General features: G+C 36.2%; 19 protein-coding genes. 5 read left to right on the plus strand and 14 right to left on the minus strand.

Annotated features, from left to right (window positions below; translation table 11 throughout):
• Positions 1 to 10 precede the first annotated feature (10 nt).
• Together K412_RS0118510 and K412_RS0118515 are read left to right on the plus strand one after the other, a co-directional pair.
• The gene (locus tag K412_RS0118510; protein ID WP_024834469.1) at positions 11 to 1,693 is read left to right on the plus strand and encodes a glycoside hydrolase family 9 protein; all 1,683 of its coding nucleotides are present in this window, start codon (positions 11 to 13) and stop codon (positions 1,691 to 1,693) included.
• A gap of 68 nt (positions 1,694 to 1,761) precedes the next feature.
• Positions 1,762 to 2,103 carry an ArsR/SmtB family transcription factor gene (locus tag K412_RS0118515; protein WP_024834470.1) on the plus strand — a complete coding sequence of 114 codons (342 nt, stop codon included), beginning with the start codon at positions 1,762 to 1,764 and terminating at the stop codon, positions 2,101 to 2,103.
• 81 nt (positions 2,104 to 2,184) lie between these two features.
• Here the strand turns inward: K412_RS0118515 and K412_RS0118520 are convergent, their stop codons facing one another.
• Positions 2,185 to 3,543, minus strand: coding sequence for a radical SAM/SPASM domain-containing protein (locus tag K412_RS0118520; protein ID WP_024834471.1), 1,359 nt, complete (start codon positions 3,541 to 3,543; stop codon positions 2,185 to 2,187).
• Between the two features lie 491 nt (positions 3,544 to 4,034).
• Here K412_RS0118520 and K412_RS0118525 point away from each other — a divergent pair, with 491 nt between their 5' ends.
• The 3 genes from K412_RS0118525 to K412_RS0118535 are packed head-to-tail and all read left to right on the plus strand — an operon-like array spanning position 4,035 to position 5,578.
• The gene (locus K412_RS0118525; RefSeq protein WP_024834472.1) at positions 4,035 to 4,472 is read left to right on the plus strand and encodes a MarR family winged helix-turn-helix transcriptional regulator; all 438 of its coding nucleotides are present in this window, start codon (positions 4,035 to 4,037) and stop codon (positions 4,470 to 4,472) included.
• 23 nt (positions 4,473 to 4,495) lie between these two features.
• Positions 4,496 to 4,939 (plus strand): C-GCAxxG-C-C family protein, encoded by a 444-nt coding sequence (locus K412_RS0118530; RefSeq protein ID WP_024834473.1) that lies wholly within the window; start codon positions 4,496 to 4,498, stop codon positions 4,937 to 4,939.
• Positions 4,940 to 4,945: 6 nt separating this feature from the next.
• The gene (locus tag K412_RS0118535; protein ID WP_242835730.1) at positions 4,946 to 5,578 is read left to right on the plus strand and encodes a class I SAM-dependent methyltransferase; all 633 of its coding nucleotides are present in this window, start codon (positions 4,946 to 4,948) and stop codon (positions 5,576 to 5,578) included.
• Between the two features lie 132 nt (positions 5,579 to 5,710).
• Here K412_RS0118535 and K412_RS0118540 read toward each other — a convergent pair whose 3' ends face one another.
• The 13 genes from K412_RS0118540 to K412_RS0118600 all read right to left on the minus strand — a co-directional run bounded on the left by K412_RS0118540 (position 5,711) and on the right by K412_RS0118600 (position 20,607).
• Positions 5,711 to 7,099 (minus strand): NAD(P)H-dependent oxidoreductase, encoded by a 1,389-nt coding sequence (locus K412_RS0118540; RefSeq protein ID WP_024834475.1) that lies wholly within the window; start codon positions 7,097 to 7,099, stop codon positions 5,711 to 5,713.
• Between the two features lie 26 nt (positions 7,100 to 7,125).
• On the minus strand, positions 7,126 to 8,499 hold the full coding sequence (locus tag K412_RS0118545) for an NAD(P)H-dependent oxidoreductase (protein WP_024834476.1): 1,374 nt from the start codon (positions 8,497 to 8,499) through the stop codon (positions 7,126 to 7,128).
• Between the two features lie 67 nt (positions 8,500 to 8,566).
• Positions 8,567 to 10,540, minus strand: coding sequence for an asparagine synthase (glutamine-hydrolyzing) (asnB, locus tag K412_RS0118550; protein ID WP_024834477.1), 1,974 nt, complete (start codon positions 10,538 to 10,540; stop codon positions 8,567 to 8,569).
• 25 nt (positions 10,541 to 10,565) lie between these two features.
• A complete protein-coding gene (locus tag K412_RS0118555) occupies positions 10,566 to 11,642 on the minus strand; it encodes an adenine nucleotide alpha hydrolase family protein (RefSeq protein ID WP_024834478.1) in 1,077 nt (358 codons plus the stop codon).
• A 27-nt stretch (positions 11,643 to 11,669) separates the two neighbouring features.
• A complete protein-coding gene (locus K412_RS21535; RefSeq protein WP_024834479.1) occupies positions 11,670 to 13,010 on the minus strand; it encodes a coproporphyrinogen-III oxidase family protein in 1,341 nt (446 codons plus the stop codon).
• 32 nt (positions 13,011 to 13,042) lie between these two features.
• Complete coding sequence (locus K412_RS0118565; protein WP_024834480.1) at positions 13,043 to 13,897, minus strand: alpha/beta fold hydrolase; 855 nt, start codon at positions 13,895 to 13,897, stop codon at positions 13,043 to 13,045.
• Positions 13,898 to 13,976: 79 nt separating this feature from the next.
• Positions 13,977 to 14,723 carry an SDR family NAD(P)-dependent oxidoreductase gene (locus tag K412_RS0118570; RefSeq protein ID WP_024834481.1) on the minus strand — a complete coding sequence of 249 codons (747 nt, stop codon included), beginning with the start codon at positions 14,721 to 14,723 and terminating at the stop codon, positions 13,977 to 13,979.
• A gap of 17 nt (positions 14,724 to 14,740) precedes the next feature.
• Positions 14,741 to 15,340 carry a hypothetical protein gene (locus K412_RS0118575; RefSeq protein ID WP_157833856.1) on the minus strand — a complete coding sequence of 200 codons (600 nt, stop codon included), beginning with the start codon at positions 15,338 to 15,340 and terminating at the stop codon, positions 14,741 to 14,743.
• A 39-nt stretch (positions 15,341 to 15,379) separates the two neighbouring features.
• Positions 15,380 to 16,501: a polyketide synthase dehydratase domain-containing protein gene (locus tag K412_RS0118580; RefSeq protein ID WP_024834483.1), complete on the minus strand. Its 1,122-nt coding sequence runs from the start codon at positions 16,499 to 16,501 to the stop codon at positions 15,380 to 15,382.
• Positions 16,434 to 17,723 (minus strand): beta-ketoacyl-[acyl-carrier-protein] synthase family protein, encoded by a 1,290-nt coding sequence (locus tag K412_RS0118585; RefSeq protein ID WP_024834484.1) that lies wholly within the window; start codon positions 17,721 to 17,723, stop codon positions 16,434 to 16,436. Before K412_RS0118585 ends, K412_RS0118580 begins: the two co-directional genes overlap by 68 nt.
• The gene (locus K412_RS0118590; protein ID WP_024834485.1) at positions 17,716 to 18,990 is read right to left on the minus strand and encodes a beta-ketoacyl-[acyl-carrier-protein] synthase family protein; all 1,275 of its coding nucleotides are present in this window, start codon (positions 18,988 to 18,990) and stop codon (positions 17,716 to 17,718) included. Before K412_RS0118590 ends, K412_RS0118585 begins: the two co-directional genes overlap by 8 nt.
• 17 nt (positions 18,991 to 19,007) lie before the next feature.
• Complete coding sequence (locus K412_RS0118595; RefSeq protein WP_024834486.1) at positions 19,008 to 20,243, minus strand: beta-ketoacyl-[acyl-carrier-protein] synthase family protein; 1,236 nt, start codon at positions 20,241 to 20,243, stop codon at positions 19,008 to 19,010.
• The gene (locus tag K412_RS0118600; protein WP_024834487.1) at positions 20,236 to 20,607 is read right to left on the minus strand and encodes an acyl carrier protein; all 372 of its coding nucleotides are present in this window, start codon (positions 20,605 to 20,607) and stop codon (positions 20,236 to 20,238) included. The genes K412_RS0118595 and K412_RS0118600 overlap by 8 nt, the downstream gene beginning before the upstream one ends.
• Positions 20,608 to 21,053: the final 446 nt, after the last annotated feature.

Consider the following 21,053-nt stretch of genomic DNA (forward strand, 5'->3'; position numbering starts at 1 on the left):
GGGTGGTTATATGATAAAAAAGCTTATATTGCTCTTAAAGAAAATTAAGACGGTTTTATTTGGAGAGAAAATTATACAACTGCCGGTTAAAAAAATTAAAGTAAATCAAGTGGGATACCTTCCTTTTGAAAGGAAGGTATTCATGTTTACTGATATCAATAAAAATATGAACGGGGTTGTTTTTCATGTTGTTCGTCTGTCTGACCATAAAGCATTCAAAGGAGTGCTAGGGAATATAATTGTAGATAAAGACAGCGGAGACAAAAATTATTTAGGTGAGTTTTCATTTGTTGAAGAACCCGGAGAGTATGTTATAAGAATCGGTGATGAAGAGTCATATCCATTTAAGATTACGCCAGATAAGTACAGAAAAGTGTTTTATACAGCTATGCGTTCATATTACCTTCAAAGATGTGGCATGGAAATCAATGACTCAATAACCGGTGTTTCTCATGGACCATGTCACATAAACGATGCCATTATGGAGAGTGAACCTAAAGGCGGAAAAATAACTGCAACGGGTGGATGGCACGATGCAGGGGATTATGGAAAATATATTCCTACCGCGGCTGTAACTGTAGCCCAAATACTTCTGATGTATGAACTTTCACCTGAAACATTCGGAAGTGTTTTTCTTGATATTCAAAAAGAAAAAGATAATTTACATCTACCCGATATCCTTGAAGAAATTAAATATGAGCTGGATTGGATGCTAAAAATGCAGGATCCCAAAGACGGTGGAGTTTATTTTAAGATAAGTACCAATGAATTTCCTCCGCCAAATATAGCACCTGAAGATGATGATAGTATTTGCTATTGTTATAGCAAGGGAACGGCAGTAACTGCCAACTTTGGAGCGGCTATTTCTATTGCTGCAAGAGTCTTTGAAAAGGTTGATCAGGATTATTCAGACACGCTAAAGAAGGCTGCAATAGCAGCAGGAGAATTTCTGATTAAAACTAATGATCAGATTTTGGTTCATACTGTGGGAAATACAGGAGCTTATCTTAATTCTTCTGTTGAAGATGATTTGTTATGGTGTTATGCAGAGCTTTACTGTTTGACAGGGAATAGCAAATACATTACTCTGATTGATAAGTATTGGGTTGAAGTTTTTTCCCCTAATATTAACTGGGACAATGTCTCTTTTTTAGCTGCATATGCACTTACTTCCTGTATGGGAATTCCAACTGAGCGCCAGAATTATATCAGAGATACAATATTTCAGTGGACGAAAAGTATAAAAAATCAGATTTCTTTAAATGGTTACAGGAGTGCTTTGAAATTTGAGGAGTATACTTGGGGTTCAAACAAGGCTGCTTTGGCCTATGGTGTTAGCATGATCCTTGCACAGAAAATTCTTGGCAGGAATGACTTGGAAGATGAAATTAAAGCCCAGCTTGATTATGTATTGGGAGTTAACCCTCTAAGCAAGGTTTATATTACTAAACTAGGTACTGATTATGTTCGAAATCCTCATCATCGTCTTATAAAATCAAAAGGAATATTAATACCTGGATTATTGGTGGCAGGTCCGAATAATAATGCTGAAGATGGTTTTTACAGTAAAGGTCTCGGACCTAAAGGATATGTTGATTTGTTCGAAGCCTGCTCCTGTAACGAGTATGCAATTGATTATAATGCACCCCTTGTTTTTGTGGCAGGTTATCTCTTCATGATTAATAAAAATTGATTAATATATATTGATATATACCAAATAATGGTCTATAGTATAGATTATTATCTATATTGGAGTGATAAATAATGCTGAATTATGAAGAAAATTCAAAAATAATTAAAGCCCTTTCTGATCCAGGCAGACTTAAAATAATTGATATTTTGTCATGTGGTGAGAAATGTGCTTGTAATATATTAGAGCAATTTGATTTTACACAGCCAACATTATCTCATCATATGAAGGTCTTAACCGATTGTGGTCTGGTAAAAAGCAGAAAAGAAGGATTATGGAACTATTATTCACTGGATACTACCAACTGTAATAAGCTTATTCTGTTTCTTATGAGCCTTGTAACTGATACATGTGATTGTATATGTAAAGATAATTCTATGATAGATAACGGATGTGACTGCACATGTAAATAAAATTATAACTTAAATGTGATATATGGTCTAACAGTAGGATAATCACTGCAAATCAACAATTATCCTACTGTTGTTATTAGATTAAAATGTATCATTCTTCTTGAAATTCTTGCATGCAGAGCAGATTGTGTTTTTTATATTTTTAGGTGCGCCATCTCTTGGGATAAACATACTTCTTGCATATTGGTATTTCTCACCATGCCAGACCTCTTCAAAGGATTCCTTTGACAAATCTCCAAAGGCATTGTCCTCATTTGTCAACCAACAACATGGAAATACCTTGCCATCCCAATTTACAATTAAGTTTTCAAAAAGTTGGTTGCAAATGCTATTTTGATTTATTGGGTAGGTGTATTCTCCTAGATAAATACTTTTTACATATTTATCGTTTTTAGGAAGCCAATCATTTTTTCTTTTTTCAAGGGTTTCACCAAAATCAGCGTCAGGGATGAGATCACAAAGTGTTATCTCATCAGTCATAAAAAGCATTCCTAAATCTTCGGCCATTTTCCTTGCTTTTTCTACTTCATGTTCATTATATTTATTTACCATCAGCTTCCAAACAATAATCGGTGTTTCACTCTTTAATTGCTTTTTAATACTATTTAACATACGTATATTTGAAATAATAAGATCAAAGTCACCACCTTTTCTATAGGCGGAGTAAGAATCTTGAGATGCTCCATCGATAGAAAGGACTAGGCTACATAATCCGGATTGTACAATATTGGTAAAAAATTCATTATTCTTATTAAAACTAAAATTTGAATGGATTGAAGTCATGATACCCTTTTGGCTAGAGTATTTTATCATTTCAAATATTTCAGGGTTTAAAAAGGATTCACCGAAACTAAATAATGCTATGCTTTCCAAAGTAGGTATTTTGTCAACCACTGTTTTAAATGTACTGAATGACATTACACCTTTTTTATAATTAGCCTTTTTCTGCCCGTAAAAACACAATGGACATTCTAAATTGCATATATTAGTAGGATCAATTGAGATAAATGTTGGGGAAGGTACTTTTCCGAATTTTTTATAGCTAAAAAGGTCATCTAGATTTTTAAACACTTTAGGATTAATCTGTTCATATGCTCTGTAGTATGTAAGCTCTTCTTGTGACATTTTTGTAATTTCTTCAGGTCCAACAGTATAGATACTGCCGCATCCACAGCTTGAGTCCGCCTTTTTTTTACCGAATCGTTGTGCGATACTATTAAAGGTTTCGTTTACAGATGAGGAGCAACAGCTGCTGACTTGGTTGGCACTACCGCATCCGCAGGTCGGGGGAGATGGTGGAGTACAACATCTGCAATTTTGTGTTGCCTTGGGAGGCGTATTGCATCCACAAACTTGATTTTCTTTTTCTTGGTCAGAATCGAGAAATATATTTCTAAGAACTTGTATCAGAGATTTCTTTTTTTCATTACTGTTTATCATATTAATTTCCTCACTTTACAATATATTTTTTATGCTGTTATGCTGATTATTTCATCTCCTTTCTGATTGGCATAGTAATTAATATCCATATCGTATATTTACGATGTGAATATGCAAAAAAGTACGTTGTTATAACAACTGTTTAATTATTTTAGATATATGTAAAATAGAAGGCCTCTAAGATTGTATTTTCTCAAATTCATATCGTTAGTTTACGATATGAATTATATCTATATTTTACGATATTGTCAATATGAAAGTAAAAATTTTACAGATTTGAATATTAATTAACTGTTTTAAAATTCATTGGAGTTGGTAAATACATAATTACGGAACTTGCCTATAAAAAAGAACAAGGTTTCATCAAGGAGAAATGATATGCGACACCACTTGAGGATTTTAAATATTGAAAATAAATAAATATTTTCTTATATAATACTTGTACATTACAACTATTGTATAGTACAATGGTAGTAGGAGGCAAGCAAATAATGAATATTACTGATGATTCGAAAAAATTAAGAGAACTAATTAGAGTACTTGAAAGAAAGTTAGGTGTTATAAAGGAAAACCAAACTTCATGCTGTAGTATCACTTTAGGTCAATGCCATGCTTTAGTTGAAATTGGGCGTTCAGGCAGTATTTCTTTAAATGAGTTGGCAGATTTATTAAATCTTGATAACAGTACCATGAGTAGAACAGTAAATAACTTAGTAAAGGCAAAACTGGCAAAAAGAGATGTTGACCCGGAAGACAGAAGGTATATAACCATTTCGCTCACAGACAGTGGAGCAAAACTGTTTACAGATATTGAGGAAAGTATGAATTCATATTTTGGTAAAATATACAACTCACTTCCGAAAAATAAAAAATTACAGGTATTGGAAAGTTTGGGGCTCTTATTGGAAGCCATTGATAAAAACAACTGAATTTAGAGAAAGGCGGTTTGATTATGAATAAAGTAGAATGTTCCGAACAATGTTTTTTAAGTGGGTTTAACTGTGCGCAAGCTGTTTTTTCTACATACTCCGGTGAATTGGGGCTAGACCCTGAATTAGCTTTGAGAATTGCAGGTAGCTTTGGTGGAGGTATGGGGCATATTGGTGAAACTTGTGGTGCGGTCACAGGTGCAATAATGTTAATCGGTTTGAAACATGGAAAAGTAAGAGTTGATGATAATGCTTCAAAGGAAAAAACCTATGCACTTGTTAAGGAATACAAGAGACAATTTGTAAAATTGAATGGATCGGTCAGATGTAAAGAATTGTTAGGTTACGATATCAGTATTCCTGAAGAAATGAGTGTAGCTGGCGAAAAGAATCTTTTTAAAACATTGTGTCCAAAATTAGTGAGAGATTCCTCTGAAATAGTTGAAAAATTACTGGATTTGAAGTAGAAGTGAGTGAATTTTATAGATAGTAAAGTATATTTTAGCGAGGTAGCTGGTAAATGGGATACGATGCGGCAAGGTTTTTTTTCAGAAACTGTTCGGCAAAAGGCATATAGTCTTGCAAATGTTAAAGAAGGAAAAATCGCAGCAGACATTGGAGCCGGTACTGGTTTTATAACAGAGGGGCTTATACAAAAGGGTTTGAGAGTTATTGCTGTAGACAGATCAGAAGAAATGTTGAAGCAGATGAAAAATAAATTTGGTGCAAATATAAAAATTGAATACCGGCAAGGGGAAGCTGAATGTCTCCCAATTGAAACCCATTCTGTGGATTATGCAATGGCTAATATGTATTTACACCACGTTGAAGAACCTCTACTAGCTATAAAAGAAATGGTCAGAATACTTAAGCCAGGTGGAAAAATCGTTATAACTGATTTGGACGAACATAATATTGACTTTTTAAAAACTGAACACCATGATCGATGGATGGGATTTAAACGAATAGACGTTTCAAGTTGGTTTCGTTCTGTTGGTCTGAAAAATGTAATTGTTGATTGTGCCGGTGGTAATTGCTGTGCAACTTCCGGTTGTGGACGCACCAATGCAAATATTAGTATTTTTGCTGCTTACGGAGAAATATAATTGCTAAATCTTATTGTTTTTTCTTATAAGAAAGCGGAAATATTCTGAAACCCCTGAAATCAAAGGAGTTTCAGAATATTTCTCAAGATGATACTTCAAAGGGTACTTTATAGAAATTCAAGATTTTATAAATCAATTTTCAAGTAAATCCAGATAATCGAAAGGGTCAGATTTTGGCTCGCTGTAATTCTTCCAAATGTACATTTTCACACCCGGAATTCTACATAGCATAGTCAAAAGAAAATTTAAAATACTTCTGCTTGTTTTTCTTTTTGATTTACCATATCCGTACATTTCATGTGCTTTATAAAACCGATGGTCACCCCTGTAAATAAAACGCCATTTTCCCCAAACCAAATCATTGCAAATTTTTCCAGAGCCTTCTACAAGGAAGGTGTATGGGCGACGATATTTTTGATTTGCATAGAAAACTATCCGTTTTGCAAAATCATCTATCAGCGAGTCAATGTCTTCTGATTTTTCGTGCTCATCGGTAACAATCCCTGCCAGATTAGCTCGATCAATCTCCGTTTGGAAACGAATGATTTCTCTAAGTTGAGGTAATTGACTAAGTGGCCCAGAGACAATGTATCCCACTTGCTTATTAATCATTTGAGGTTGATGGGTATTTAAAAACTTCCGGTCAAAAAACATTTTCCACCGGGATGAAAAGTAACGGTCAACGATTCTCAGGCACAGAATAATGATATCGGCTTCCCGAATCTTTTTATTATAAACAGTGAAAATATCATCAGTATCTGCATATACACATTGATTATCGAAGCCACAATGCACACATCCAAGACAGCCGCCTTTAATATCCATCCTGTTTACGTCGATGACTTCTACAGATTCGGTAAACGCATTACTTAGACGGGACACCATTTTTCCAAGGTTGCTGTCGGCTTCGGGACAATCGGTTAGAAGCAGTATTTTTTTCCCGGAGCTATTCACCTGACAGGCAGATTCTCCCGGAATATATCTGTTACTATTATACTGTAAGGGCTGATACATTTTTGCAATGGGAATTTTTTCAGTAATGGCGTTAAAAAAGTCCATAGCAAAAAGATATAATCTATCTCGTTGGGATTTCTGTATCAATTCGTTCATGGAAGCAGAAAAATAACCAGTACAAAGCATGTTTAAATCTTCACAAATTGCTGTTAAGTAATCATGAGTTACATTATCGTATATATGTATGGAAGAGGTCAATATTGCTGCATATTTTCCACTGAAGGCATCTTCTGCTTTACGCTCCCGAATTAATTCGATAAAACGTTTATAGTTGGAGTGCACTAAAAAAAAGAAAGTTGGTGTTGCCCATATTATACCGTCCGAATTTCTGATTATATCTATGACACGTAAAAACTCCGAAGTATTTTCCTCTAGAGTGCGGATATCATAGGATACATGTACATATTGAAAGGTGTGCTGGGGAAATTCCTGTTCCATATAGCGTGCATACTGCATAGTAACACTTATTTCTCCTTTTGGACTTCCATTAAGTACCGTGATTTTCATTGTAAACACCTCGATGTATAAAAATATTATTTGCTCCAATTATGGATAACCTTACGAAAAGGAGCAATCATAATGCGCCTTGTATTTTTTTGAATGGTTTTTCTAACCCAAGGCAGTCTAATGAGATTGATTAAAAAAATGTTTTTGATTTTTCTATCAAATTTCTTCTGGGGAAAGTCAAACATCTTATGTTTACGATAATATCGGTAGTCCCCATTTAGTTTTACGGAATATCTCTCCCAAATTAAATCCCTTAGCAGCTTGCCTGCCGCTACACCAAGGAAGGTAAAGGGTTTAACATAACTATGATCAGCAAAATAAATTAATTTTTGTGCCTGAACATCCAGTAATCGATCAATTTCTTGTGAATCTTGGTATTCATCGGTTACAATACCTACCAGGTTTGCTTTGTCAATCTCTACCTGAGCACGGATGAGTTCATGCAATGTATAATTTTGTCGTAAAGGTCCTGAAACAAGATAGCAAATCTGTTTATTCACCATCTGCGGACGGGTAGTATTAAGAAAACGGCGGTCCACAAACATTTTCCAGCGTGATGAAAAATAGCGATCCACCATCCTAAGGGCAAAAATAATAATATCAGCCTCTTTAATCTTTTTGTTATAGATTTCATGGATGTCATCGCTGTTACCATAAATACATACGTTGTCCATCCCACACTGTAAACAAGCCTTGCAACTGCCGTTCATTTTGATTTTATTAACATCCAATACCTCAACGGAGCCTGAAAAGGTATTACGCATCCTTTCAATCATTCCGTACAGGTTAGAACTTGGGTCAGTGCAGTCTGTGAGCATTAATATACGATGTTCTTTTACATCTACCTTTTTAAGAGGGAGAGTTGAAGTATATGTAAAGCACTTTTCTTGCAGAGGGGGAAATAAATTTTCTCTTTGCACTTTGCCTGATGCAGATTGAAAGAGGGTTTCTGCAAATGTTTCAAGACATTGTTTCTGTTTTATACTTAATGCAATACTTTTAGATGCAGAAAATGGTTCAAAGTATTGCATTCCAAGGTCTTCACATATGGCTTGAATATAATCATGGGCTGTACTGTCGTAAATATGGTTTGAAGTAGATAGAGAGGCTGCATATTTATTACTAAATGCTGTCTGGAAATTGTTTTCGTAAATCCATTCAATAAATCTTTTATAATCGGAGTGAACCAACATAAAAATCACCGGGAATGACCAGAGTATTATATCTGATTTCTCCACATATTTAACTGCGTGCAAAAAATTTTCATGGGAGTTCTCACTTTGACAGATATGGCATACATTCCATTCATGTTGTGGGTAATTATCAATTAAATGTTTAACTAGCAGTAAAGTTGTACTTTTTTCTCTTTTTGGACTTCCGTTTAGTACAGTTATTTTCATTACCGACACCTCAAACTTTTTTATTTGTACTTTTTACCTTAACGTAACAAACTTTTAAAAAGTTTAACTACTTAGGGCTTCGATCAACCATATTAAACTTTGGATTTGAGTATACTTTATTTTCAATAAAAAGATGATGTAGCATTTGAAGAGAAAGCATTACTCCAATAGCCAAATCTACTCTTTTCCTGGTGTGATCATCAGGTGAGAGAGTTTTCCGAGCCAGAGTTATATATTTTGAATTTTTTCTGTGAAAAATTCCGGTTCTTTTAATTGCATCTACCGAAAGCAGTTCTTCTTCAAGCTCATGCCCTCTGCTAGTTGCCAGAAAGGAATCCCAATTAGGTGATAAAAACGTGTGCTTTTTACCTTTTCTAATATGAGGGGGCAGCTCTGTATTAAATGCTTCTCTAAGGACATGTTTTTCACGGAGATTATCCATTTGTAGAAGATACTTGGGATGAAGTTTTGATACAAACGCTGCTAAATCACGATCTAAATAAGGCAAACGTCCTTCTACAGAATTTGCCATTTCTATTCTGTCCCCTAGAAGAGGAATCATATATGTATATAGTTGGTTTAAAGAAATAAAACGGCTGGCGTTGAAAGGGTGAAGTTCTCTTAAATACTCGAAATCATAGTTGCGTCGTATGAGATTTCCCGGTTGCTGAGCTGAAGTGATTCCCAGTGCCTCGGTGTCCAGAATCTTATGAAACATTTCATATGCTCCGATTGCACGGTTGGCAAAAAAACTGTGATATCCGACAAAACTGCTGTTCTGATTCCATTTATCATTGTGATCCCACATAGCAAATTCCGTTGGGGCTTCTTTTACTTTAAATTCTTCTAAAAATTTCAGTCCTTTTTTAGCAGTATCACTGTCGGATAACAGCATCCTCCATATCTGTTCCAGACGGAAATAGGGGTACCCTCCAAAGTACTCGTCTCCGCCTTCACCGGTAATACAAACCTTATAGCCTGATTGATGGACATGAGCTGATAATAGTTGTTTTGCAATAGAATGCGGATTTACAATTACTGCTTCATTATGGTAAAGATTTTTTTCAAAAGAATCTGCCAGCATTTCCATACTACAATGGACACTTTGAAAGTCTACATTATAAAATTTGGCAGTTTCCTCAGCAATACCCGATTCATCATATATAGCTTCGTTGAACCCTATATTAAATGCTTTCAACTTTTGGTTAAGCTTTGCCATGATACCGCAGAGAAGGGTAGAATCCACACCTCCGCTCAAATAAACCACTACAGGGACATCTGCTATCATTCTTCGTCTTACCGCATTAACTAAGTAGTGTTGTACTCCTTCTTTGGCTTCAGAAAAGGATATACTATTATCGGTATTGAAGCGAGGTTTCCAATAGCATTTCTCCCTTAAACCGTACTCGTCGCTGATTTCTAGGTAATGGCCGGGACGTATACTTTTTATACCGTCTATAAAGGTATCAGTTGGTGAGTAAAGGGTAATACAGGTAGACATAACGTAGTCGGGCGAGATTTTTCTTTCAATCCTGTCAAGAGAAAGAATTCCCTTGATTTCAGAAGAAAATACAAATTCATTACTGTTAACATGGTAAAAAAGCGGTTTAATTCCATGACGGTCCCGCCCTGCATACATTGTCTTTTTTCGCTCATCCCATAATATAAACGCGAATTCGCCATTGATTTTATCAAGAAAATCCATTCCATATTCTTCGTAAAGATGTACAATTACTTCAGTATCAGAGCGGGTAATAAAGCGATGTCCCTTTTTTATAAGATTCTGGCGACATTCCTCAATATCATAAATTTCACCATTATATACTAATGCAACTGATTGGTCTTCATTATACATGGGTTGATGCCCATTTTTTATATCTATAATGCTAAGGCGAAGGTTTGCTAGACCGACCCTTCCACCATTTACAATGCAAAAACCGGCCTCATCCGGTCCACGATGTACGATGGCAGAAGACATCCGCCGCAAATCTGTTGGATCTACAACTCCATGAATTTTATATAGGCTATTGATTCCACACATATTTTATACCCTTTTTCATATTAGTTTATTTACATGGTTTTCCCCAATTATCTAATGTAACGGTGTCAGGACATTCAAATGCATCCTGACCGATTTGCTCAGCTAATTTTTTTAGCATTCCAGGTGGGGGAGAGAACATCAGATCTTTTTTTGCCTGTTCTTGGGAAAATTCGCCTTCTCTTATCATATAAGCATATTCCTCAGTAAAATACGTATAGTCCATTTTCCTAAAGTCACTATAAGTATTTAGCCAAATCATTATACAGTTGGTAGTTCTGCAGGGATAACTGGTGGGCATAGGCTGCCAGCCAAAGCGGCGCATGAGATCTTCTTTATAAGCTTCCTTATCGGTTTTATTAAATTTGAACATATAGTAGGGAATAAACAGGGGCAGTTCCGAGCGGATGCTTTCTTCAGCATCTTTCATCTCCTGTAGGATTACATGTTCATCCATAAGCTTAAATTTATTACGGAACTCTCTCACAAATTGAATATCTTCACGCTTTAATACTTCTGCAATGATTTGTTCAACCATATCATTAAATCTCGGTCTGTTTGTAATAATGGAAAATCCACCTTTTGAAAAGCCGTTGATAATCAATGGAATGTTAAATTTCCTTGCCAGTTCAATGTTATTTAGATATAAAATAGTTCCGCACATTAAGCAGGTACTAATTTTAAGATCAGACTCATTGATATAGCGAAATAACTTTTTCATGAATGTCATATCATGTTGCCAGACAATTAGATCTACATCCAACCCGGCACAAAGTTTTCTGGCATTTTCCGAAGCTATTTCACTTACAAAACCATCGTCATTATGATATACAAGAGGGCGGAGTTTGTATTTCTCAACTAAGGTTACCAATGCATTAGAGCTATCCACGCCTCCACTGAGAGGAACAAGGACATCATATTTGTTGCCCCTTTTTTTGAATTTCCTAAGAAATTTACCTAATTCCTCCTCATTTTCGAATAACCTTGAACTTTTACGAGCAATTTCGTTTTCGAAATTGTTGCATAAATTGCAAATGTCGTTTTCATCCAGTGTCAAACCGGGATAAGTATCCGGTAACAAACACTTTTTACAATGCTTTTCCATATATCAACACTCCTTATCCTAATGCAACTATAATATACTAGGCATTCCAATTTTGACCTTATTAAGTACCATCCAAAGACGGTCTGTAAATATAATTTTGTCTGTTCCGCTTTTAATAAAGCGTAGTCGGCGCATATCCTCCAGCACTTTGTCGTAAATGTCCCCCATTGGAACTCCATAGTGTTCCATAAAACGCTGTTCTACAATTTCTTTAAAATTGGGTAGGGAACGATTCATATAGATAATACGATAGAGAATGAATCGTTCATAAGCTTGCTGCTGATTGAGAGCAACTCCGCTGATAGCAGGATCACGGTTTTCATTTATTGCAGAGATATACTCATCAACGTTATGGAAATTACAGCCTTCACCATCATCAAGTAATGTTCCGGCACTAGAACCGATACCTACAATCCTTGTTTCAGTAGAATGGTATTTATGTTCATAAGCACCTTTCTTATGATAGAATACGGGGGATTCCTCTCTGAAATAATTATTATTGAGCATAGTTTTTTCAATAAAAGCATCAAATTCCAATAACCTTTTGAAATGTGCCTTAATTGTAATACCTTCTTTTCTTTCAAGTTCTTCACCTAAAGGTGTGTGTGTGGCAATTCTAAGAGGGAACAAAGTAACTTGATGTGGTGCACCAAAAGAATTCAGCACTTCCATATCGTATTCCAAATGTTCCTTTGTCTGTCCAATGAGCCCATAAATCATATCGATATTTACTGTAAATCCATAATCCAGTAAAAGATTGATTATTTGTTTTGCTTTTTCAGGCGTATGTGCACAATGCATTTCCTTTAGAAAACGGTCGCTAAAGGTCTGGATTCCGAGACTGACTCTGTTCATTCCACTGCTTTTTAACGCTATAATTTTTTCTTCATTTAATGTTGAAGGATTTGACTCAAATGAAAACTCACCATCTTTGTCAAAATTAAAGCTGTTAAAAATTTTGTAAACAATTCGTTTAATATTTTCTGCGCTTAAAACCGAAGGGGTACCACCACCAAAGTAGACAGAACTAAAAGTTGTAGATTTTATAAAGGGAGTATTCTTTATATTTTCGATTTCCTTTTCCAAAGCATCCAAATAATCCGTTATTTTTTGGGATGTATATGGAGTTGTATAATAAGGGCAGTAATCACACCTTGTAGCACAAAAGGGAATATGTACATACAAAACATTTTTTGTGTTCGGGTATCGGTTGGGATTGGCAAAAATATTCTGCTTCAGATTTTCTACCGCAATTCTTTCCCAATCACTTGCTTCCACCCTTGAACGAATGTTGAATATTTCGGTATAATTTTTTTCCGAAAGCCGTTTTAAAATATCCTGTGTTGATAAGTTCTCAGTGATATTCATTATAATTCCTCCCAATTATTAAATTCAGCAGTTTATAACTTCTCATTTGTATTTTCAAACTTCTTTAGATGTTGTTCTATTAAAGCGTTCATTTCCTGGTGATTTTCAATAAACGCTGAGTGCCCTGCACTGGGGATAATATGCAAGGTACTGTTTGGAATCTTTGCTGCGATTTCCTTCTGATATTCCAGAGGGAAAACCTTATCATTACCACTACCAACAACAAGTGTAGGACAGGTGATATGTTCCAGACTCTCTTTAAGATTTGGATGGTTTCTAAGGGCTGTTAACAATGCTTTAAAAGAACGAGTGTTTCGGTTGTAATTGTAATAGTTTTCAAGAGTAATATGCTCCATGTCAGAAGTTTTTTCTAAATATTCCTCTGAATGGTTCCAGGGATATAGAAACATATATACATTTTTAAGGTCAACACCTGAATCAATCATTGTTATCAAACCATGAATCATCTGATAAATATAAATATTTATCCGGACACCGGTATTCAACAATACCAGACTGTTTACATAAGATGGAAACTGGTAGGTGAACCAAAGGCCGAACATACCTCCAAGTGAATAGCCAATCAAGTGAGTTTCCCGACGACCCTCACGGTCTAAAACATTTTTTATGGCTGTTATAATATCCTCATAAACCAGTTCCTGATTTTCCTTTTCTTCAGAATTGCCTACTCCAGGGTAATCAAGAAACAGTAGTTTATAATTATCGCGAAAATAAGAGTATCGCTGCTGTTTTATCCATGATTTATTACCTACATATAAACCGTTTAAAAAGAAGATAATCTTCTCAGAAGCGGGATTGCCTCCAACATAATAGCATACCGTACGTTGATTATTCTCAATAAAAAATTTGCTCATGTTATCTTTCATAGTTTAGTAACCAATACCTTTACAATTATTTTACTACCTCGCTAAACAACAGGTTTAATATTGCTCATACTCGTCAAAATTAGGTTTCCTTTACGGTTTGAGTGAAACCGCCATCCAAAATAATGTTAGAGCCATTTTCAAAAACATGGTTTCCTTCTGCAAGATATGAAATGAATTCAGCTATTTCTTCCACTTCTGCATACCTTCCCAACGGTATTCTTTGAGTAGATTTGGGGTCGTTGTACCAAGGTGAGGATTTAATCAGATCAGTAGCAACCGGGCCAGGGGAGACGGCATAATATGAAATATCATTTTTTCTGTTACGGAGGCCCATTTGCTTTGTCCATTCAATAAGCATGGCTTTAGAAACAGCATAGGGGAGCTGGCCTTTCCGGGGTTTGACTCCTGAAATACTGCAAAGATTTACAACCGTAGCGTTTGGGGATAATCTTAGCCTGCTCAAACAGGCAGAATGGACTGCTAAAGCACCAAAATAATTAGTATCCAACACCTGATTCCAGTCCTCATTACTCACTTCATAAATGAGATTGTCTTTTAAGGTACCTGCATTATTTACTAAAATATCCAACCGTTGGAAAGGGAAGTTATTCAAAGCTTTTTGAATTTCTTCCTGAGGAGACCTCACATCAAATTCAATGATTTCTCCAACCCCACCAGAGGCTACAATGTCATCCAATAAATCGCGGGCATTTTCTTTATTTCTGGAGTTGATACATACATAACACCCGTCCGATGCCAGTTTTCTGCATATAGCAGCTCCAATTCCCTTATTACCACCCGTTACCAAAGCAATTTTCTTGTCCATATTTCACCCTGCTTTCCTTAAAGCGTTAATGACTGTGCGGTCAAATACATTTTCCGTTTGCCAGACCATGCCAGAAAAGATATAAGATCCGGTAAGTAATCTTGATTTGTTACTTTGATGGAGTTCACAAGAATCTTTTTTCTTGATAATTCTAATGCTGCTACCTTAGATACAGCATCTAGACCTTTACTAAAGGATTCCATCAAAACACCGCATTGAGGATTTTTTTCTAAATATATTGGAGTGAAATCCAGATACCATAACATACTTTGTCTATAACGCATTACCGGAAGATAAAGCATTTTTGTGAGGGAGAAGACCTTTTGCAGGAGTACTCTCAAGTTTTCATCGGCACTGGATAAATCCAAAAGACTATCTACTGTGGGGCATACTACAATATGTTTTGCAGGCATCCAATTATCCAATTTTTCCTGAATCTGACGCTCATCGAAAAAATCAGTATAGCCACATAAACCTTCTACATCTTTGTTTATGCTGTTTCTTAGGTCAGAATCAATCATATAGTTTATATCATTGTCAGATCTTAAATCCAAAATGGATAGAGACTGCTCTTTAGATGTTTTACCTAAATAGGCATATAAAATCTTATCCGACATTATATTTAATCCTTTCAAGCACATAGGCTTACTCCGAATTTACCAAATAAACGGCATTGCCTTACATTTATTTATCATGTCATCAAATTCTTTTCGTTCCATTAATGAATGATATGGGGACTTTCTTACAACAAATTCTTTTGCTTTAAAAATAATACCATTCGAATCAAAGGAACAGATGTTACACACCATATCTTCATCAATAGCAACCAATTCTACAAAAACCTTAACTTTACCGGTTAATGGATGAGGTCTGCAAAAATCCAATTGCTTACCTCCAATAGGAAGCCTTCCAATTAGGTTTATATATCTGGAAAAGAATACTGCATATTGTAAGCAAGAATCATTTCCAAGAGGAGAAGTCAAAAAAGTAGATTCTTGATTGGAAATGAAGTTTTTCTCTTTTCCAGAACAGTCATACTCACCGATAAATAAAGTTTTTTCACTATTTACAGCAAAGCGTGCACAGGAACTTTGAAACAAAGGTCCTAATGAAGGGAAATAGAACTTATAGTAACTATCTTTTGGTAATTGGTAGTAGTTATATTCTTCCTGGGGAATTAGAAATTCCTGAATTTCAACATCATTATAGGATAAAACTACGCGTGATGTCGCATTAAGTCGCGTTCCCAATACCTGATTCATTTTGTTAATTCTTTTAGAAACAATTTCAATTTCAAATTCAATTTCATTTTTATTTTTAATTACTTTCCGGTATATAAATTGTGCCTTCATGGAATTACCGGGAAGCATTGCAAGTGCACGCAATATTGAAAAATCCACAAGCTGTGCCGGTCTTAAATTAGCTACATCCAAATTCAGTTGATATTCAGAATAGAAGACAGCGGCTTCAAAAAAAAGCTCCATGATCATGGTTGCAGGAACAAAAGAATCGGTACCGAAAATATGGTCCTTTAAATAAACGTGGTGGGACGAATCTATTTCAATATCTAAACGTGCTGTATCTCCTTCCACAGAAAAACACTCAATATGGTTTTTAAAATGAGGGTAACGGTCTTCCGAAAGTTCAAAGGCACTTTCGGTATTTTGAAACTTTTTTTCCGTATGCATAGAGGCGGTTCCTTTCATAATGTTATTTATATCTTGCAAATAATACTGAAGTATTTTGTCCTCCAAATCCAAAGCTGTTGGAAAGTGCATAATCCATTTTTACCTCACGAGGACCATCTGCAACATAGTCCAAATCAAGTGCACTGTCTCGTTCTTTCCAATTTCTAGTAGGATGGATTACTCCTTCTTGAATGCTCTTCAGACAAACAATTGCTTCAATGGCAGCAGCTGCCATGATGGAATGTCCAATCATAGATTTGGTAGATGAGATTGGGATTTTGTAGGCATAGTCTTTAAAAGTATTCTTAATTGCTATGGTTTCCGTTAAGTCATTCATTTTAGTTGATGTACCATGAGCATTAATGTATCCCACATCCTCAGGATTTACACCGGCCATCTTCAAACATGCCTGTATGGTTGCTGTACTGATTGTGGCTTCAGGATCTGGGTCTGTAGGACGGTATGCATCACTGAAATATCCATAGCCTACTATTTCACCAAGAATATTGGCTCCTCTTTTTACGGCTGATTCCAGACTCTCCAAAATGACAACTCCGCAACCAGAACCCATCACAAATCCATCGCGACGTGCATCAAAAGGGCAGCAAGCTGTTTCAGGGTCAGGATTGACTGTCAAAGCACCAATACGTGTAAAGCCAAGCATACTATTTAAATCCAAATTGTAAGCTCCACCTGCAATGGCAATATCTATATAACCATTCTGTATTTTAAAGAAAGCCTCTCCAATAGCATTGTTTCCTGATGCACACGCAGTAGCTACACTTAACTGTGGGCCAGTGATTCGAAGATTTCGGGAAACATAGTGATTAATGCTCTCATTATCATTAAATGGGGTAGTTTTGCCCAATTTTTTTCCTTTAATTAAATCAAAATACAGTTGATCGTCAAATCCCGTTTCAGTTTTTGCTTTCTTAAGAAAGGGGGCATATTGATCAACGTAATTTATTAAGTTCATTTTTCGGTCAGCGATACAAACCGCTATATGGTCAGTGGAGTCCATTTTTCGCGGCTCCAATCCTGATTGCTTTAATGCTTCGTATACAGCCAAAAAATAGCTTTTTACGCTATCATCTTCCGGTAGATACGAAAAAAGTACGGGATCCTCTTTTTCATATTGGGTAAAATCAGCTTCAGGCAGACATGCCCCAATTTTAACAATGTCACCCTGCAAATTGATATGCTTAATTTTGGAAATCCCATTATTACATTTCAGCAAATTATCCCATAGGGTATTAACGCCAAAACCAAATGGCGTAACAGCCCCCATACCTGTTACAACTACTCTATTCATATATATCCCTCTTCCTTATGACAAGACTGCTGATCTCTCCTAGATGACTGAAAGAATTGATCAGACAAATTTTGCTGTCTACTTCTAACGCCTGTCCTAATACATAATTCAATGATTGATCTAATAAATGAGAATTATCTGATAGAATTGGTGCGATAAACCCGTTTTGAAGTTCTAGACAGGAAATGGCCACCGAAATGGCGCCAGAGGCAGCTAAGGTGTTTCCAATGTAAGATTGTGCTGTCGTTACCCATGGCTTCTTACCAAACAGCTTTTTAATAGAAGCCGCTTCGGCAGCATCCATGATTGAATTACCGCCGGCACTGGCCTGGATAAAATCTACGTCATCTGCAGAAATGCCTGATGACTCCAATGCTTTAACCATACACTTTTCAAAATGCGGTATAAGGCTTTCGGAACAGTTAAAGTCTGCACGGTCAGGAATGTAAAAATTACTGTAACCGATGATTTCGGCGTATGGCTTTGCGCCTCTTTCTTTAGCCTCTTGTTCAGTTTCTAGAATTAGAATAGCTGCGCCTTCGCTTCCTATGAAACCTTTACTTTTTACGCTAAAAGGATACGATTCATGAATTGATTCGCTTATTACGCCTTCATCTAGCATTAGACAAAAAACGTCGGGGGAAATTGCATCTTCAACAGCACCACAGAAAGCTCTAACTGCCCGTTGATGCCGTAGAACCAGGAATGCCTCTCCAATAGCTACAATCCCGCTGTTAATTCCATTTACTACAGTATAATTTAAACCTTTAATTCCGTTTTGTATGGAAATTTGACCTGCTGTTGTATTAGGTAGTCGTCCGAGAATCCAAAGAGGGGGGAGCATGCGATATCCTGTATCTCCAAGCTTGTTGTAATCCAAACAACCATCTTCGTCAACACAAGGTATTATAGCCTCGCTTACAGGTTTTAAGCTAAGGCTATGGGTGAAACCGGAGCCGACAATTAAAGTGGTAGCCTGGCTCTGCTTTTTGATTTCTTCTAATGATAAATCCGTATCTAGTTTTGCTAATTCGGCAGCAGTACAGCCAAAGATGTTCTGCCTGCTAAGGAATTTCAGAGACTTTCTATTTTGAATATATTTGCCCGGGTTAAAATCCGGCACACTACCGATATTATTTGCAAAACCACTCTTATCTGAAGCCCTGAGAGTGCTTTTTCCATCTTTCAAGGCAGTTATGTGATCTTCTAATCCAATTCCCAATGGACTTAAAATTCCTATTCCGCTGATGACTACTGCATTTTCCATGATATCCTCCACATAATTTAAACCCTTGCAAAAATAAGGGATGAATTATAACCTCCGAGTCCGCTTGTATTACTGATACAATAATCCATCTTAACATCCCTGGCAGAACCTTTAACGTAATCAAGATTACAGAATTGATCTCCTTCTTGAAAGTTTCTGGTAATATGGACACGCTGATCTAAAAGACTCTTGATACATACAAAAGCTTCTATTGCACCACAGGCGGCAAAAGTGTGCCCAATCATTGATTTTGTACTGCTTACAGGAATTTCGTAGGATTTATTTCCAAAAACCTCTTTAATTGCGATACTCTCTTCCTTGTCATTGGATACGGTGGATGTCCCGTGGGCATTAATATACCCTATGCCATCAGCCTGCAGTCCGGCATCATCCAAAGCCCGCTGCATGGCCGCAATTTTTCCTTTGTAGGATGCATCAGTCAAACTTCCTCCATCCAATGCATTTCCATAGCCCACAATTCTTCCTTTTATATCCGCACCTCGTTTAAGGGCGTTGCTTAATGACTCCAACACCAGCATACAAGCACCCTGACCAATAACAAAACCATTACGGTTTTTGTCAAAAGGCTTGACGGCACTTTCAGGGTCGTCACTTGTTGAACACATTTTCAGTCGGCTAAAGCCCGAGGTATGTAAGTATGACAGTTTATTATCCACAGCTCCAGCCAGAAGAACAGTTTCCTCGCCACGCTGAATCTTCTTCATTGCTTCTCCGATAGCCTGATTGCCTCCGGCACAGGCAGACAAAATAGTACACCCAAATCCTTTGAGAGAAGCTGCAGAAGCCAGGTGGGATAGTAGAAGATTAGGGTAGGTTTCCAAAAACCATTTAGGATTCCTATCCTCTAAAGGTATTCCATCATATTCCTCTGCAAGGGTGGACCCAGCACCTACAACAGCCCCGATATTATACCTTTGAGTATCATCCGGAGTACTCAGGTTTGCATCTTCTAATGCCTTTAGTCCTGCATAAATAAGCATTTTGGCGGTTGGACCCAAATGTCTACATTTAGCCTTATATCCTGAATTCATCATTTTTAGCTGGTGGAATGGAAGTTCAGGCATTACACCGCCAATATATACTTGATTTTCACTTAATCGGCTAAAATCACCGGATAATCGGCGAATACCATTCTCGCCGGCAAGCAGTGAGTTCCACACCTCATTATAATTGCATCCTAAAGGAGTAACCAAACCGATGCCAGTGACAACAACCTGATTATCCTTATGCATTTGCCTTCTTCCAATCAACAAAGTATATTAGGGTTTTTACCTTCATAAGTGGTTTTAAACTCTTAGTTGATATAATTTCTTCCAGCAAATCTCCTTTAATATGAGGATATTTTTTTAATTCATCGCTCATTTTATCATCATCATATTTTTCTTCATCTTTTAAACCCGCAGGGAAAATATCTGTTACTGCTACTTTACCGATATTAAAATCCTTTTCCAATCTAAAACAGATATCAATAAAATCAATTGATTCAGCGGCAAGATCATTTATTAAATCAGAATCGGCAGTTATTGTTTCACCAGAGTCCTCTAATGCCAAAACTTCTTCCAAAATCTTTATTATTTTTTTCTCATTTTCAGTCATTGTTGCTTCATCCTCCTAAAATTTTAGATTTTTAATAATCCTACACAGTCAAAAAAGTGAATTTTATATCTCTTTAAAATCCATTCTTAAGACTGATATGGGCACTTTGAGTGTTCTTACTATAATACTTCTGAATCAAAAAAGTATATAACGCTGCACATTTATGTTCTTCCACTTCCTTTTATGGAACGCCAAGTATTTCTATACCCTTATTAATCTGATAAGGGGGATACTACCCTCTGTACAGGTCTATACTTGGGAGAATAAATGTTTTGAAAAGATTTTGCTTAGCATATTCTACTAATTTATACCGCTATAATCTCCTTAGCAAAAAGATTTAAATGTTTACATATAAAGCTAACTAAAACAAGAGTGGCTAAATCACAGCTACTTATGTTTGATTGAATAATAAACTATACATAATACATATATGGGTTGAATTTACT

It is taken from the genome of Ruminiclostridium josui JCM 17888 (assembly GCF_000526495.1).
Lineage (GTDB): Bacteria > Bacillota > Clostridia > Acetivibrionales > DSM-1351 > Ruminiclostridium > Ruminiclostridium josui.